At 33.5% G+C, this 17,615-nt stretch carries 12 protein-coding genes; 6 read left to right on the top strand and 6 right to left on the bottom strand.

The annotated features are described in order from the left end of the window. Positions 1-66: 66 nt before the first annotated feature. The 6 genes from GQS57_RS10265 (at position 67) to GQS57_RS10240 (ending at position 10,721) form a co-directional block, all read left to right on the top strand. The gene (locus GQS57_RS10265) at positions 67-3,885 is read left to right on the top strand and encodes an efflux RND transporter permease subunit (RefSeq protein WP_165732773.1); all 3,819 of its coding nucleotides are present in this window, start codon (positions 67-69) and stop codon (positions 3,883-3,885) included. 15 nt (positions 3,886-3,900) lie between these two features. After that, positions 3,901-5,142 carry a TolC family protein gene (locus GQS57_RS10260; RefSeq protein WP_165732772.1) on the top strand — a complete coding sequence of 414 codons (1,242 nt, stop codon included), beginning with the start codon at positions 3,901-3,903 and terminating at the stop codon, positions 5,140-5,142. 2 nt (positions 5,143-5,144) lie between these two features. Then, complete coding sequence (locus GQS57_RS10255) at positions 5,145-5,702, top strand: AraC family transcriptional regulator (RefSeq protein ID WP_165732771.1); 558 nt, start codon at positions 5,145-5,147, stop codon at positions 5,700-5,702. 76 nt (positions 5,703-5,778) lie between these two features. Next, complete coding sequence (locus GQS57_RS10250) at positions 5,779-8,277, top strand: heavy metal translocating P-type ATPase (RefSeq protein WP_165732770.1); 2,499 nt, start codon at positions 5,779-5,781, stop codon at positions 8,275-8,277. A 3-nt stretch (positions 8,278-8,280) separates the two neighbouring features. Next, the gene (locus GQS57_RS10245) at positions 8,281-10,056 is read left to right on the top strand and encodes an efflux RND transporter periplasmic adaptor subunit (RefSeq protein WP_165732769.1); all 1,776 of its coding nucleotides are present in this window, start codon (positions 8,281-8,283) and stop codon (positions 10,054-10,056) included. 251 nt (positions 10,057-10,307) lie between these two features. After that, positions 10,308-10,721: a heavy-metal-associated domain-containing protein gene (locus tag GQS57_RS10240; RefSeq protein WP_165732768.1), complete on the top strand. Its 414-nt coding sequence runs from the start codon at positions 10,308-10,310 to the stop codon at positions 10,719-10,721. 434 nt (positions 10,722-11,155) lie between these two features. Here GQS57_RS10240 and GQS57_RS10235 read toward each other — a convergent pair whose 3' ends face one another. From GQS57_RS10235 to fucP, 6 genes are all read right to left on the bottom strand, one after another. Beyond that, positions 11,156-11,746: an LUD domain-containing protein gene (locus tag GQS57_RS10235; protein WP_165732767.1), complete on the bottom strand. Its 591-nt coding sequence runs from the start codon at positions 11,744-11,746 to the stop codon at positions 11,156-11,158. Between the two features lie 3 nt (positions 11,747-11,749). Further along, on the bottom strand, positions 11,750-13,123 hold the full coding sequence (locus GQS57_RS10230) for a lactate utilization protein B (RefSeq protein WP_165732766.1): 1,374 nt from the start codon (positions 13,121-13,123) through the stop codon (positions 11,750-11,752). A gap of 11 nt (positions 13,124-13,134) precedes the next feature. Next, positions 13,135-13,872 carry a (Fe-S)-binding protein gene (locus GQS57_RS10225; protein ID WP_165732765.1) on the bottom strand — a complete coding sequence of 246 codons (738 nt, stop codon included), beginning with the start codon at positions 13,870-13,872 and terminating at the stop codon, positions 13,135-13,137. 253 nt (positions 13,873-14,125) lie between these two features. After that, a complete protein-coding gene (locus tag GQS57_RS10220; RefSeq protein ID WP_165732764.1) occupies positions 14,126-15,004 on the bottom strand; it encodes an AraC family transcriptional regulator in 879 nt (292 codons plus the stop codon). 121 nt (positions 15,005-15,125) lie between these two features. Continuing rightward, entirely contained in the window at positions 15,126-16,274 is a 1,149-nt protein-coding gene (locus GQS57_RS10215) for an alpha-hydroxy acid oxidase (RefSeq protein WP_165732763.1), read from the bottom strand. Positions 16,275-16,278: 4 nt separating this feature from the next. After that, positions 16,279-17,577: an L-fucose:H+ symporter permease gene (gene fucP, locus GQS57_RS10210; protein ID WP_165732762.1), complete on the bottom strand. Its 1,299-nt coding sequence runs from the start codon at positions 17,575-17,577 to the stop codon at positions 16,279-16,281. Positions 17,578-17,615: the final 38 nt, after the last annotated feature.

Genomic DNA, 17,615 nt, shown 5'->3' with positions numbered 1-17,615 from the left:
TGGGATAATTTCTTGTATTCGGTGTTTTTTTTAACACCAATGTCTAACTGTTTAATAATTAAACCAATGCTAAATAAAAGCATCAAATTCTTAATAGAGAATAAAATCGTAGCGGTTTTATTACTTGTCCTTTTTGTAGGATGGGGAACTGTAAACGCACCTTTTAATTGGAATACGGGTTTTTTACCAAGTGATCCTGTGGCTGTAGATGCCATACCAGATATTGGTGAAAATCAACAAATTGTATTCACAAAGTGGGATGGTCGCTCGCCACAAGATATAGAAGACCAAATTACCTATCCATTAACAACCTCTTTATTAGGTATTCCAGGAGTAAAAACCATTCGTAGTTCTTCTATGTTTGGCTTCTCTAGTATTTATATCATTTTTGAAGAAGACATCGAGTTTTATTGGAGCCGTAGTCGAATTTTAGAAAAATTAAATTCACTACCAAGCGGATTATTACCAGAAGGTGTTAATCCTGCTTTAGGACCAGATGCTACAGGATTAGGTCAGATTTATTGGTATACTCTAGAGGGTAGAGATAAAGACGGAAATGTTACTGGTGGATGGGATTTACAAGAATTACGAAGCATACAAGATTACTATGTAAAGTACGCGTTGTCTTCTGCAAGTGGCGTTTCAGAAGTAGCTTCTATTGGTGGTTATGTTCAGGAATATCAGGTAGATGTGAATCCAGAATTGATGCGTCAATACAATATTGGTTTAAGTGAAGTTGTTAAGGCTGTAAAAAGTAGTAATCAAGATATTGGTGCACAAACTTTAGAAATCAATCAAGCAGAATATTTAGTTCGTGGTTTAGGGTATATAAAATCGGTTGCAGATATTGAAAATGCTGTGGTAACTTCAAAAGATTTTACATCCATTAAAATTAAAGATATTGGTAAAGTTTCTTTAGGTCCTGCAGCACGACGTGGATTATTAGATAAAGAAGGCGCAGAAGTAGTTGGTGGTGTTGTAGTTGCTAGATATGGAGCAAATCCTATGGAAGTAATTACCAACGTAAAAGAAAAAATAGCGGAACTAAAAGGTGGTTTGCCTACGAAGGTATTAGCAGACGGACGAACATCTCAACTAACAGTGGTTCCTTTTTACGATCGTTCTGAATTAATTGTAGAAACCTTAGACACACTTACCGAAGCATTAACTTTAGAGATATTAATTACCATTTTGGTGATTATTATAATGGTTTTTAATTTAAGAGCTTCTATTTTAATTTCTGGTTTGTTACCTGTTGCTATTTTAATGGTTTTTGTGGCGATGAAACTATTTAATGTTGATGCAAATATTGTAGCACTTTCGGGTATTGCAATTGCCATTGGAACCATGGTAGATGTAGGCGTCATACTCGCCGAAAATATGATTCGTCATCTTGATGAGGAGAAAGTGAAGAGTGAAAATGTCCTTCCGACAGCGCAAGGCACGAGCGACGAGGAATCTCATCAAAACAACAAACTTTCCATAAACGAAATTATTTATAACGCTACCGCGGAAGTTTCCGGAGCCATATTAACTGCAGTTTTAACTACCATAATTAGTTTTGTACCTGTATTCACGATGGTGGGTGCAGAGGGAAAATTGTTTAGACCTTTAGCTTTTACAAAAACAATGGCATTATCTGCCTCTTTAGTAATTGCTTTGTTTATCATTCCGCCTTTAGCAGCTTTCTTATTCCGTAAAACAACGCTAAAAAAATCGTTTAAATACATTGTAAGTGGTGTTTTAATTCTTGCCGGACTTGTAATTGTAATAAGTGGATTTTGGTTAGGTTTTATAGTAGTTGCTTTCGGAATTTCGGGCGTATTAGGCATTTTAGGAAAACTAGATAGTAAAAAAGTAAACCTTGTTAATATCATTATATCGTCGGCAGCAATTGTGTTTCTATTGGCAGAATATTGGAGACCTTTAGGTTTTAATCGCAGTATTTTTATCAACTTGGTTTTTGTGGCTATTATTTGCTTCGGAATCTTAGGTTTGTTCTCTATTTTTAGAAAATATTACGGACAAATTTTACAATGGGCTTTAGCGAATAAGATGTTGTTTTTAATGGTTCCAATCACCGTTCTTGTTTCTGGATTTTGGATTATGAACAACACCGGAAAAGAATTTATGCCTTCATTAAATGAAGGATCTTTTCTACTGATGCCTACTTCCCTTCCGCATTCAGGAGTTGAAGAAAACAAACGTGTTTTGCAGCAATTAGATATGGCAGTTGCTACCATTCCAGAAATTGAAACTGTGGTAGGAAAAGCTGGTAGAACAGAGTCTGCTTTAGATCCTGCTCCTTTATCGATGTACGAAAACATGATTCAGTATAAATCAGAATACATGCGTAATTCCGAAGGAAAAAGACAACGTTATAAGGTAGATGCCGATGGTTTATTTAAATTGAAAACGAATGTCATTCCGACAGAACGAGGAACGAGCGACGAGGAATCTCATATAGACCATAATAACAACGCAAAACGTTTTGTTGCCGCAGGAACATCTGTAAAAGCAAACCAACTTATCGAAGACAACGATGGTGAGTTTTACCGCAACTGGCGACCAGAAATTAAGAATCCAGATGATATTTGGAAAGAAATTATCAAAGTCACCAAGTTACCAGGAGTTACTTCTGCACCTAAATTGCAACCTATAGAAACACGCTTAGTCATGCTTCAAACGGGTATGCGAGCACCAATGGGAATTAAAGTAAAAGGGCAAGATTTAAAGCAAATTGAGGCTTTTGGATTAGAGCTAGAAAGTCTTTTAAAACAAGCGGAAGGTGTTAAAGTAGAAGCTGTTTTTGCCGATAGAATTGTGGGTAAACCGTATTTATTGATTGATATTGATAGAGAAAAAATAGCACGATATGGAATTTCAATCGAAGATGTACAGAGTGTGCTAAAAGTCGCTATTGGAGGTATGTCCTTAACGCAAACTGTGGAAGGGCGAGAACGATATGGAGTTCGTGTGCGTTACCCAAGAGAATTACGTGGCAATCCAGAAGACATTAAAGACATTTATATTCCTGTAGAAAAAGGGAGTCCTGTGCCTTTAAGTGAATTGGCAACGATTCGTTACGAGCAAGGTCCGCAGGTAATAAAAAGTGAAGACACCTTTTTAGTCGGTTATGTATTGTTTGATAAAATAGACGGTTTTGCAGAAGTTGCTGTGGTAGAAAATGCGCAAGCGTTATTTCAGCAGAAAATAGATTCAGGAGAATTAATTGTTCCTAAAGGAATCAGTTACCAATTTACAGGAACGTATGAAAATCAATTACGTGCAGAAAAAACATTGGCTGTTGTGGTTCCTTTGGCGTTGGCAATTATCTTTTTAATTCTGTATTTTCAGTTTAAATCGATCACAACTTCATTAATGGTCTTTACAGGAATTGCCGTTGCATTTGCGGGTGGTTTTATTATGATTTGGTTATACGGTCAAGATTGGTTTTTTAATTTTAGTTTCTTTGGAGAGAATATGCGAGACCTTTTTAACATGAAAACCATAAATTTAAGTGTGGCTGTTTGGGTTGGTTTTATTGCCTTATTCGGAATTGCAACAGATGACGGTGTTGTAATGGCAACCTATCTTACACAAACTTTTGATCGTGAAAAACCTGCGGATAAAATGAGTATTAGAGCTTCGGCGTTAGAAGCTGCTAAAAAACGAATTCGTCCGTGTTTAATGACGACAGTTACTACCATTTTAGCGTTGTTACCCGTTTTAACATCCACAGGAAAAGGAAGCGATATTATGATTCCGATGGCAATTCCAATTTTTGGAGGAATGGTGATTGATATTACGTCTTACTTTATTGTTCCGGTTTTGTATAGTTGGAGAGAAGAGATAAAATTGAAGAGAATAGAGCTTAGAAAATAGACTAAAAAAGATACCATGAAAAAAAATAATAAACATATCGTACAGAAAGTAATCTTGCTTCTTGGTTCTTTATTCTTTGTTCTAAATATTCAAAGTCAAGAACTAGAACCCTATATTAAGGAAGCTTTAGAAAATAGTCCTGAAATTCAGAAATTTGAGTTGCAGTATCGTATTGCTACGGAAAAAGTAAACGAAGTAAACACATTACCAAATACCGAATTTAGTGCAGGTTATTTTGTGTTAGAACCAGAAACTAGAACAGGAACACAACGTTTTAAAGTATCAGCAAAACAAATGTTGCCTTGGTTTGGAACCATTACTTCTCGCGAAAATTATGCAAGTTCTTTGGCAGACACCAAATATGAAGACATTGTAATTGCCAAACGAAAATTAATGGTTTCCGTTTCTCAGTCTTATTACAAATTATACGTAAACAAAGCAAAACAAGCAATTTTAATTGAAAATAGCAAACTGCTTAAAACCTATGAAACGTTGGCTTTAAAATCGATTGAAATTGGTAAAGCTTCTGCAGTTGATGTTTTTAAATTGCAAATGCGTCAGAATGAATTAGAGCAATTAAGACAGGTTTTAGAGCAACAATATTTATCAGAACAAACGGTTTTTAATAATCTGTTGAATAGAGAAAAGGATATTCAAATTGAGGTTATTGATGCTTTGCTAATGCCCTCTAAAGATTTTGAAATTACTTCTAGTAATTTAGGATTGCATCCTGAATTATTAAAATATGACAAACTATTTCAATCCGTAGAACAATCCGAATTTCTGAATCAGAAAGAAAGTAACCCATCATTTGGTTTTGGGATCGATTATATTAATATTCAAGCAGGACCCGACATCACTTTTAGTGAAAAAGGAAAAGATATTTTTATGCCAACCGTATCGTTATCTATTCCTATATTCAATAAAAAATATAAATCGAAAACTAAACAAAACGAGTTGCAACAACAAGAAATTGAAGCTCAAAAACAAGAACGTTACAATACTTTAGAAACGCTTTTAGATAAGGCAATAAACGATCGGTCTTCTGCAAGAATTAGTTATAATACACAGGTTAAGAATCTACAACAAGCAAAAGATGCGGAAGATATTTTAATTAGAAGTTACGAAACTGGAACGATCGATTTTAATGATGTTTTAGACATTCAAGAACTACAATTAAAGTTTCAAATGAATCAAGTTGAAGCCATTTATAATTATTATATTCAAACAACGAGTATTCACTATTTAATTCAATAAAAATGGGACAAACATTAATTATAAAAAATATGGTTTGTGCTAGATGCAAATCGACAATTATAGAATTATTGACACGTAATGGTTTAGATATTGAATCGATAGAATTAGGAAAAGTTGTTGTAAAACAAAATTTAAACAGCAATTATGATACTATAAAAACAGCTCTTAAAGACCTGGGATTTGAGTTGATTGAAGATGAATCTAAAGTGTTGGTAGAACAAATTAAAGTACTTGTTATTCAGAGTATTTCAGAAAATGACTCAGAACCTATTATTTCGAAAATCACAAAAGAGATTGGTAAAAACGATTCGGCAATAAGTAAGCTTTTTAGTAAATCTGAAGGGATTACACTAGAGAAGTATATCATCAATTTAAAAATTGAAAAAGTAAAAGAATACATACAATTAAATCAATTAAACTTTTCTGAAATAGCATACAATCTCAATTATAACAATAGTAGTCATTTAGCAAAACAGTTTAAATCTGTAACAGGAATGTCTATGTCTGAGTATCGAAAATTACAAGATTGGGATCGGAAAGAATTAGACCAAATTGTATAAATTATAATCAGAATTAGAAAAACTTATTTTTTAAAACAGCGATACATTTGTTTGTAAATTATAAAGAACTAACAAAATGAAACATACATATCACATACACGGAATGACTTGTAACGGTTGTCGTGGACACGTAGAAGAAACACTTTCTAAAGTTAAAGGTGTTTCTAAAGCTACAGTTAATTTAGAAAAAGCAGAAGCTATTATAGAAATGGAATCTCATATTTCATTAGAAACTTTCCAAGAAGTCTTAAAAAATGATGGTGACCGATATAGTATTCATAAACCGGGAGAAAAGCATCATATTAAAGAAGTAAAAAAAGAACTTCCGAAAGGAAAAGGAACGGGTACCTTTTATTGTCCGATGCATTGTGAAGGCGATAAAACGTATGACAAAGCGGGAGATTGTCCTGTCTGTGGAATGGATTTAGTAGAAGAGCAAAACATATCTATTAACACCGCAGAACAGTGGACTTGCCCAATGCATCCTGAAGTTGTAAAAGGTGAAGCTGGCGACTGCCCTATTTGCGGAATGGATTTAGTACCTATGAAACCCGATCTTTCATCAGAAGAAAAAACATACAAAAAGATTGTAAAAAAGTTTTGGATTGCAGTAGCTTTTACCTTGCCAATATTTTTAATTGCCATGAGTGAAATGATTCCAAACAATCCATTATATACAATTTTGGAACAAAAAAAATGGAATTGGATTCAGTTTGCACTGTCTATTCCTGTGGTCTTTTATGCCACTTGGATGTTCTTTGAGCGTGCCTATAGAAGTATAAAAACATGGAATCTAAATATGTTTACACTTATAGGGATTGGTGCAGGTGTTTCTTGGCTATTTTCTGTTTTCGGGCTATTTTTTCCAGATGTTTTTCCTGCTCAGTTTAAAACGGAATCGGGTGCTGTACATGTTTATTTTGAAGCCGCAACCGTTATTTTAACATTGGTGCTTTTAGGTCAATTATTAGAAGCGCGTGCACATGGAAAAACGAATTCAGCCGTAAAAGAACTCTTAAAATTAGCACCTAATAAAGCTATAAAAATAGTAGATGGCGAGGATGTTGAGGTTTCTATTGATAAAATTGAATTACATGATATTTTAAAAGTAAAACCTGGTGATAAAATTCCTGTAGATGGTATTATAACTGAAGGAAATACAACGATTGATGAATCGATGATTTCTGGAGAACCGCTTCCGGTAGATCGATCTAAAGGCGATAAAGTAAGTGGCGGTACTATTAATGGCAATCAAGTTTTTTTAATGAAAGCAGAGAAAATTGGTAGCGATACACTACTCTCTCAAATTATTAAAATGGTAAATGATGCTAGTAGAAGTCGCGCTCCAATTCAGAATTTAGCAGACAAAGTTTCTGGTTATTTTGTGCCTGTTGTGGTGCTTATTTCTTTAATAACATTCGGTATTTGGGCAATTTATGGACCAGAACCTGTGTATGTGTATGCTTTTGTAAATGCTATAGCCGTATTAATTATTGCTTGTCCCTGTGCATTAGGTTTAGCAACGCCAATGTCTATAATGGTTGGTGTTGGTAAAGGAGCACAAAATGGTGTCTTGGTTAAAAATGCAGAAGCTTTAGAAAGAATGGCTAAAGTAGATACTTTAATTATTGATAAAACAGGAACTATTACCGAAGGAAAACCAACCGTAGAAAAAGCTGCTGCGTTTAATGCTATTTTAAGTGATGCAGAAGTGTTGCAATATATTGTGTCGTTAAATAGTAATAGTGAACATCCTTTAGCTGAGGCTACAGTGAAATATGGTAAAGAGCAAAACACGGAAGTTTTAAAATCGGAAGGATTTAGTGCAGTTACAGGAAAAGGTGTGGAAGCTAGAATTAACGGTAAAAAAGTAGCTTTAGGAAATCCTAAAATGATGAATTATGCCAATGCTGAAATCACTCCTAAAATGGAAGAAGAAGCTAAAACGTATCAGAAACAAGGGAAAACAGTTTCCTTTTTATCAGTAGATAAAAAAGTTGTTGGTTATGTTGTTATTGGTGATAAAATTAAAGCAACGAGTGCAAAAGCAATAAAAGCACTTCAAGATAGAGGCGTTTCGGTAATAATGTTGACTGGTGATAATTATGATACAGCGCAGGCTGTGGCTACCGAATTGAATCTTGCCGATTTTAAAGCAAGTATGTTACCCGAAAATAAATTGCAAGAAGTAACCAAATTACAAGAGCAAGGAAAAGTAGTTGCGATGGCAGGAGACGGAATTAATGACGCACCTGCATTGGCTAAAAGTGATGTTGGTATTGCTATGGGAACGGGTACAGATGTAGCAATTGAAAGTGCAATGATTACTTTGGTAAAAGGAGATTTACATGGTATTGTAAAAGCACAACATTTAAGTGAAGCTGTTATGAAAAACATTAAACAAAACTTGTTTTTCGCACTGTTTTATAACACATTAGGCATACCAATTGCAGCAGGAGTTTTGTTTCCTTTTTTCGGAATTTTGTTATCTCCTATGATTGCTGCTTTGGCAATGAGTTTTAGTTCGGTTACAGTAATTTCTAATGCATTGCGATTAAGAAGAGTTAAAATATAAATAATGAAAAAATATATAATTTACATAGCAATATTAGCTGTTGGACTACTTTTAGGCTGGGTGCTTTTTGGAGGGAATTCGAATACAGAAGAAATGCACAAGCACGATGCTGTAGCAGAAACAAACCAAATGTGGACCTGCTCTATGCACCCACAAATTATGCAACCAGAAGCGGGTGATTGTCCTATTTGCGGAATGGATTTAATTCCTGCAGCAAGCAGTGCAGAAGGATTGTCTGCCGATCAATTTAAGCTTTCAGAAAACGCGATGGCATTGGCCAACATACAAACATCAATTGTAGGAGAACATATTTCTGAAGCTGATACAGGTTTTGTTTTATCAGGAAAAATTACAGAAAATGAAGATGAAACCGCAACCATGCCCGCTCATTTTAATGGTAGGGTAGAAAAACTATTTGTAAATTCTTTGGGAGAACGTGTTGCAAAAGGGCAAGCAGTTGCTCAAATATATTCGCCAGAATTAATTGCCGCTCAACAAGAATTAATAACGGCTTATAAATTAAAGGCTTCTCAGCCACAACTATATAATGCTGTTAAAAATAAGTTTAAAAATTGGATGATTCATGGTGCGCAATTAGATGAGGTAGAGCAAACAGGAAAAGTGATAAATAGTTTTACCATTTACTCGCATGTATCTGGTGTAGTTACGGAAATTGCGATAAATGTAGGTTCGCATATTATGGACGGAAAACCGATTTTTAAAGTATCTAACTTAAACACTGTTTGGGCAAATTTTGATGTGTATGAAAATAAAATTAGTCAATTTAAAAAAGGTCAGGATGTTGTGGTAACCACAAATGCATATCCTAATAAAACGTTTAAAGGAAAGGTCAATTTTATAGATCCTATTTTAGATACGCAAACAAGAACTGTAAATTTAAGAGTAGTTTTAAATAATAAAAATGAGCTGTTTAAACCAGGTATGTTTGTAGAAGGAAAGATGAAAGGTATTGTTTCTGTGGATAAAAAACAAGTAATTACAATACCTGCTTCGGCTGTTTTATGGACAGGGAAACGATCTGTTGTGTATGTAAAAACGAATCCGAAAGAACCTGTTTTCGAAATGCGCGAAATTACTTTAGGCAATCAAATAAATAGTAATTACCAAGTTTTAGAAGGCCTAAATAATGGTAATGAAATTGTAACCAACGGAACTTTTACGGTAGATGCAGCAGCACAATTACAAGGCAAAAAATCGATGATGAATAAAGGTGGAGGTAAAGTAATGACGGGGCATGAAGGACACCTTGGTATGGAAATGAGTGGTTCTGTTGAAGGAAAAACTATAAATAAAAATGAAAGAATTAAAGTGTCTAAGGAATTTCAAAATCAATTAAAAGTGGTGTTTAATGATTATATAGATTTAAAAGATGCTTTGGTTTTAGAGAATTCTACAGAAGTGCTTACAGTTTCTAAAAATTTCTTAAGTAATTTAGAAAAAGTAGATATGAAGCAATTAAAAGCAGCAGAAGCCCATAAACATTGGATGGATATAGAAAAGCAGCTAAAAACAGCCACTACCTTAATTTTAGAGAATTCTGCTATTAAAGAACAGCGAAATCATTTTAAAATAGTTTCTACACAATTAACAAATGCCATTGAAGTATTTGGAGTCAATGAAAAAGTGTACCATCAATTTTGTCCGATGGCAAATAGTAATAAAGGTGCCTATTGGTTAAGTAGAGAAGAAAAAGTAGTGAATCCTTATTTTGGAGATGCAATGCTTACTTGTGGAGAAGTAAAACAAGTAATAAATTAAATAATTAATGTTCGATAAAAAACAAAAGAACGCTTCGCTTTTAGAACTAAGAGCCAAGACTTGATTGTTACGAACTAGAAAACAGATGTAATTAAAAATAGCTTTAAAAGCTGTTTAAGAATGATTCTGAAAAGTGAGGTTTCATTAAAAATAAAAACTGTGAAAATCTTTTTTTTAAAGGTTATATCAAACTCAACTATTTTTAATGGGACACCTAAAAAATTAAATAGTAACAATTAAATAGAAAAACAATGAAAAAAGTAATTTTAAGTCTAGCTATTATAGCTTCAGTAGGTTTTACAAGTTGTAAAAATGACGCCAAACAAAAAACAGAAACTACAGAAGTTTCTAATGAAATAGCAAATGCGTCTCTGTCTTTTGGAGTTAGAGGAAACTGTGGTATGTGCAAGCAGACGATAGAAAAAGCAGCAAATGCCGTAGAAGGCGTTGCAACCGCAACTTGGGATGTAAATAAAAAGAAAATAGATGTGTCTTTTAATGATGCTAAGACAGATGTTATGGCAATTCATACTGCAATTGCAGCTTCTGGATATGATACTGAAGAGGTTTCTAGTAGCAAAGATGCATACAGTGGTTTACCTGGTTGTTGTAAATATGATCATACAATGGCAATGAATCAGTCTGGTGAAACAGTAGCAGATTAATATTCTAATAGTTATTAATCTAAAAGATTTCTTTTAGGTTTTACTTCTAATATGGTCAGTTGTATATTAGAAAAATTGCACGCACTTTACTGTGCAATTTAAAACTACAGGATTAGACTTTTATCGTTTAATCCTGTTTTAGTTTTAAAAAAGAGTGTTACTTCTTTCTCTTTTTTGATAATTGTAAGCTTGATTTTTGATACTGGTTTTCGTTTTCTTTATAATATTGCTTCGTACTTCGCAATGACGAAGCGGATTTTCTGTATAATTAATTGTAAATGAATTAGTTTAAATTGTTCTTTTGCGTGAAGGGTAGAAGGTTTTCTACTTCGCTCAAGATAAACTCCAAGCCCACAGTGAGGTACTAACGAGGACTTGAAACGGATAGCCTGACCACGCTTTTTTTTGCGTGGGCACACTAAATAAATAATAAATTAATCTTTTAAAAATACGGTAAGGCTTAAGGCACCGTGAGCGCCAATAACCAATGATTGCTCTATATCTGCGGTTTTAGAAGGGCCTGCAATAAATACTCCAAAACCAGCATCTTTATTGGTTAGTTTCTCGTATGCTTGGTGCATATATGGTACAATGTCTTTTGCTGATATAACCAATATTAAGTGTTTGGTAATAAACGGTAATACGCGTACAGGTATCTCTATATCTGACACCCAAACGGATCCATTCTCTGCAACACCTAAGTTGCTTTCTAAAATTAAAATATCTAGATCTTCTAAATCGTGCGGATTCTGTAAAGTGGCTAATTCTATAGTGTTAAAAGAAGCGGTGTTGGGCAAATTAGAAAACTTGACTTTGGCATCTGTAAATGTGTTATTTATATGCTGAATAATTTCTTCATTAGAGCTTGCGGTAACAACGTTACCACCAACAACTTCTACTTTTTTAGTAAATTCTTTAAGAAGGTCTAAACCTTCATCAAAAAGAGAAATATTGATGTTCGGTAAATCTAAAAGTTCCGGTTTATTGGCTTTAATTCTGTCTAATATTTGATTTCTGCTTCCCATAATTTAACTTTTTTTCTCGTTCTCTCTGTCTTTAAACCATTGGTCGAAACTTTTTTCTGGTCCTAAGGGTAAATCTCTTGCTTTTCCCCAAGCATTTGGTTTGGTGTTAATCATTGCTTGTGGTAAGTTTCTTAAAGACCAACGTGCAATTTTACCAACAGTTTCAAAACGATTAGGATGTGCAAAAATGCTTCCCATAGCTTTCATGGCTTGTTTTTTAACAAACGGCTGAGGTGTTTCTTTAGTAATTATTTGTCGCCATTTGTACAACTGCGTGTGAATGTCAATTTTTACAGGACACACATCAGAACAAGAGCCACATAATGTGGATGCAAATGGTAGTGTACTGTGTTTATTTAAGTCTTTTCCTGGTGATAAAATAGAACCAATTGGTCCTGGAATGGTAGCATCGTAACTATGACCGCCACTTCTTCTGTAAATAGGGCAGGTGTTCATACAAGCGCCACAGCGAATACAGTGTAAAGAGGCTCTAAAATCGGGTCTACTTAATTGTTCAGATCGTCCGTTGTCTACAATTACAATGTGCATTTTTGCACCTTTTCTAGGTTTTTTAAAGTGCGATGAATAGGTGGTTATTGGTTGTCCGGTTGCAGATCTTGCCAATAGTCTTAAAAATACACCTAAGTGTTCTTGTTTTGGAATTATTTTTTCTACACCCATACAGGCAATATGAACAGGAGCTAAATGTGCGCCCATATCGGCATTTCCTTCGTTGGTACAAACTACAAATCCACCAGTTTCTGCAACGGCAAAATTTACGCCTGTAAGAGCTGCATCTGCTTGAATAAATTTGGTTCGTAAGTGTTTTCTTGCTTCACCAGTTAAATATTGTGGATCTCCATCACAAGGTTTTGTACCTAAATGTTCTTGAAACAATTCGTCTACTTCATGTCTGTTTTTATGAATGGCAGGCAATACAATATGACTTGGTGTTTCTTTTGCTAATTGAACGATGCGTTCTCCTAAATCGGTGTCTATTACCTCAATTCCATCTGCTTCCAAAGCTGGGTTTAGATGACATTCTTCGGTTAACATCGATTTACTTTTTACTATTTTTTTAGCGTTATTATCTTTAAGAATTTGAAGTACTATTTTATTGTGTTCTTCTGCATCTGCAGCCCAATGAACTTCTATACCGTTGCTTTTGGCATTTTCTTCAAACTGAATTAAATAGTTGTCTAAGTTAGACAACATGTGAGCTTTAATTCCGTGACCAAGGTTTCTTAGTTCTTCCCAACCTTTTACGTTGTGTACAGATAGATCTCTTTTATGACGGACAAACCATAGGGCTTTGTCGTGCCAATCAACCCTTTTTTCGTCTTTATTAAAAATACTTGCTAGTTTAGAATGACTCATGTTTTAGTATTTTATAGGTTGCTATTTAAAATTTCTGCGATATGCAAAACTTTTAAAGGCTGTTTGTTTCTATTAATTAATCCTTCTAAATGCATTAAGCAAGAAGTGTCTGTAGCAGTAATTACTTCTGCACCACTTTCTAAATGATCTTGAATTTTGTCTTTTCCCATTTTAACAGAAACGGCTTCTTCTGTAACAGCAAACGTACCTCCAAAACCACAACATTCGTCACTTCTTTTTAAAGTGACTAATTCTGCTCCTCTTACCTCTTGCAGCAATTCTTCTATATAAGAATATTTTGGGCCAACAACTTCTGAGCAAGAACCTAAACGTAGTCCTCTTAGTCCGTGGCAACTTTTATGAACTCCAATTTTGTGAGAAAAAGTAGCACCCACATCTTTTATTTTTAAGATGTTTAAAATAAAATCGCACAATTCATATACATTATCTCTCACTTTTGTTACTTCAGTTGTCTGTGGAATAATGTTGTAATGTTTTTTTACATGATACGCGCAACTTCCAGAAGGAGTAACAATATAATCGAACTCCTTAAAATTGTCTACAAAGTTATTACAAGCACCAACAGATTCATATTCATAACCCGAGTTTGCCATGGGTTGACCACAACAGGTTTGCCCTGACGGATACCCAACATCAACATTTAATTTTTCTAAAAGTTCTAAGGTAGCAATACCAACTTGTGGGTATAACTGATTGATGTAACAGGGTATAAATAGACCTACTTTCATGCGGAAATGATATTAATATTTATAGATACAATAGTACAAAAACTGATTATTGGAGTCTTCCTAAATTTTGACCATTAGTAATACTTATTTTGCCTTATTATTTAGATTGATATTAAATAAAGCAAATAAAAGCATAAATATTTAAGTTTTTATCTAGAGTTAACTAGTTAAAAAGAGGGTGTTTTACTTTTTAAATTAAATGTATAGCAGAATACATTGTAAAAGCTAATAAAATAACGTTAGCACTAATTAATTACTGCTCGGAAATTTTGGTTTTATATTTTTTTAAATAGTTAGAAGGAGTAGAGTTCATCACTATTTTAAATTGACGATTAAAATTAGATATATTTTTAAAGCCAGATTCATAACAAATTCCGGCAATATTAAATTTGTCTTCCATTAACATTTTACAAGCATATCCTATTCTTATTTCAGTAACGTATCTAGAGAACGTTTTTTTATTTACACGTTTAAAATAGCGACTAAAAGCAGCGGTATTCATGTTAGCAATAGAGGCAGCGGTTTCTAAATTAATTTCTTTATTAAAGTTTTTAAATATGTAAGCTTGTACTTTGTCTTGTATATCACTTTTGTTAGATTTAAAGGAATTAACAAATCCATCACTCGCTAATTTTTTTGTAGATGTGTGTTTTGCGAGTTTATTTAATATAATTAAAAATGAGATTGTTTTATTAAATCCTTCTAAATCTAGCATTTTTTTAATCTCATTGATAAGGCTAGTATCTACGTTTAAGAATTTTACACCATATTTAGCTCTTTCAAAAAGTGCTAATATATGTTTCATTTCTGAAGCTTCAAAAAACGAATCTCCTAAATAGTTTTGCTTAAAATGAATCGCAATTGCCTTTACTAATTCGGTAGCATTTTGATTAAAATAATCTTCACTATTCACCCACATGTGAGGTAGGTTTTTACCAATTAGGATTACATCTCCAACATTAAATTTTTCAATACTATCGCCAATGAAACAAGTGCCTTCACTTTTTAAGATCACCACTAATTCTAACTCAGCATGATAATGCCATATTTTTAAAAAATAAGGGTATTCATTTACCTTTGTAGTTAAAGAGCTATTACTAATACTGCTTCTATCTAAGCGGTGTAATTTCATGAAAAATAATATTTTGTAAAAAAAAAAACAGAAATTTAATACCATAATAAAGGTACTAAATTTCTGTTATAATTAAAAAATTAAAATATTAGTCTAAGAAAAATATAGTAATTATTGTTTGCTATTTTATCAAATGGTTCGGCAAGTCTTTAACATGCTCGCAGCATAATTGCTCCATAACTTGCTGAAATTCTCGTTTCATTAAAGAAATGGTATGGTTACCACCTTCTTTACCTAATGCGCCAACACCGTACATAAAACTACGTCCCATAAATGTAAATTCTGCTCCGTTAGCCATTGCTCTAGCAATATCTGGCCCACCACGTAAACCAGAGTCTACCATGATTTTTATGTCATTCTTAAACTTTTTAGCCAAATGAGTCATAGGTACAATAGAAGATTGACCTGCGTCTAATTGTCTTCCTCCATGATTAGATACAATTAATCCATCTACACCTAAATTAATGGCTTTTTGTGCATCCATTTCATTTACAACACCTTTTATGACTAATTTACCTTTCCATTGGTCTCTTATAGAAGCAATTCTATCTTCATTTAATCGACCTGAAAAAGTTACATCCATAAATTCACCTAATTTTTTTAGATTCAATCCTTTAGGCATATACTTTTCCATTGTTTTAAAAGCAGGTTGCCCATGAATTAAAGTTTGGATAGCCCAATCTGGCTTTTTAAATACTTCAAGAATATTTTTTACACTCATAGATGGAGGCATTGCTAAGCCGTTTCTAACATCTCTTGGTCTATAACCAAATGTAGGTACATCTGCTAAAATAACTAAGACATCTGTTCCTGCATTTGCAGCTCTATCTAACAAATCTCTTTTAACACTTTCTTCTGCAGGATGATATAATTGAAACCATGATTTTCCTTCTGTTAATTCTGCTACACGTTCTATACTAGAAGTAGTAACAGTACTTAAGATAAAAGGCACATTATGATCAAAGGCTGCTTTCGCTAAAATTTCTGGAGAATTTGGCCACATAAGCCCTTGAAGTCCAACTGGTGAAATTCCAAAAGGAGCATCGTATTCATGACCAAATAATTCTGTTTTTAAATTAGATTTATCAAACTTTGATAAATATTGAGGCATTAACTCTATTTTCTGAAGGTCAGTACGATTTTTATCTAAATTAATATCTTCGTTACATCCACCATCTAAATACTCAAAAGCAAATTTTGGCATTTTAACCATTGCTCTTTTTCTTAAATCTGTTACAGAGGGATATTTAGGGTTTATTTTTATTTCCATTTTTTTATTTATAAATTTTAAAAGCCCTGTATCCGTAAAGAGCAATAAAGCAAAAGCAAATAAAAGGTAAAATAAATGAAAAGTTGACTCCTGTAAACGGACCAATTTTTTCCATATCTATCATTGAACCTTGTAATATTGGCATTAAAGCACCACCTACAATTGCCATAACCAAACCTGCAGCTCCTAGAGCCGAATCTTCTTCACTTAATCCGTCTAAGGCTATTCCGTAAATTGTAGGGAACATTAAAGACATAAATGCTGAGGTTGCAACTAGTAAGTATAAACCAGCCATTCCTTCAATTAAAATTACTCCAGCAGTGGTAACCATCGCACCAATTGCGAAAATCATTAATAGTTTTTTTGCGTTGATGTATTTCATCATAAAAGTACTGATAAAACGACTTCCTAAGAAAATAGACATGGCAACAATATTAAAGTTTTGCGCTGTCGATTTTGGTATTCCTAAATTTCCTGCATATTGAATAATAAATGTCCAACACATAATTTGTGCTGCTACATAAAACATTTGTGCTAAAACACCTTCTTTGTATTTTCCGTTTGCAAATAATCTTTTAAAAGAATCTGCTGCACTAGAATATTTTTTAGTAGTATCTCTTTTCGGCATTTTAGTTACCGAAATTAACACCAACATTGCTATTACTACAAAACCAAGTATTACGTAAGGATCTCTAATAATTGCTAAATCGTGTGTTCTTATTACTGCTTTTTGAGCTTCGTCTAATGTGTTAAAAATAAGTTCTCCTGCTTCATTTCTTTTATCAGAATCTAGGGCGACTAATATAAATTTTGAAGCGACAAACATTCCGAATAAAGACCCAATAGGATTAAAGGCTTGTGCTAAATTTAAACGTTGTGTAGCTGTTCTTTCATCTCCCATAGAAAGAATAAAAGGGTTTGCTGTAGTTTCTAAAAACGCTAATCCGAAGGTTAAAATATAAAGCGATCCTAAAAAGAAACCGAAGACTTCAAATTCCGCTGCCGGAAAAAATAATAAAGCTCCAATAGCGTATAATGTTAAACCTAAAAGAATTCCTTTCTTATAGCTATATTTTCTTACAAATAAAGCAGCAGGAATTGCCATTGTTGCGTATCCACCATAAAAAGCAAGTTGTACTAAAGCAGCTTTTGCAGTAGATATTTCCATGACGGTACCAAAAGCAGCAACCATGGGATTTGTAATATCATTGGCAAAACCCCAGAGTGAAAATAAAGAGGTAATGATGATAAAAGGAATTAAAACTTCCTTGGAAACTACGGGGATTTTTTTTGACTCAGCCATAATAAAGTTTTGTTGTGTGTATAAAAAAAGCACTTTCA

This window comes from Polaribacter sp. 20A6 (assembly GCF_011378915.1).
GTDB lineage: Bacteria > Bacteroidota > Bacteroidia > Flavobacteriales > Flavobacteriaceae > Polaribacter > Polaribacter sejongensis.
Note: the sequence above shows the minus strand (reverse complement) of the source record. Positions and strands in the feature narration are given on the sequence as shown.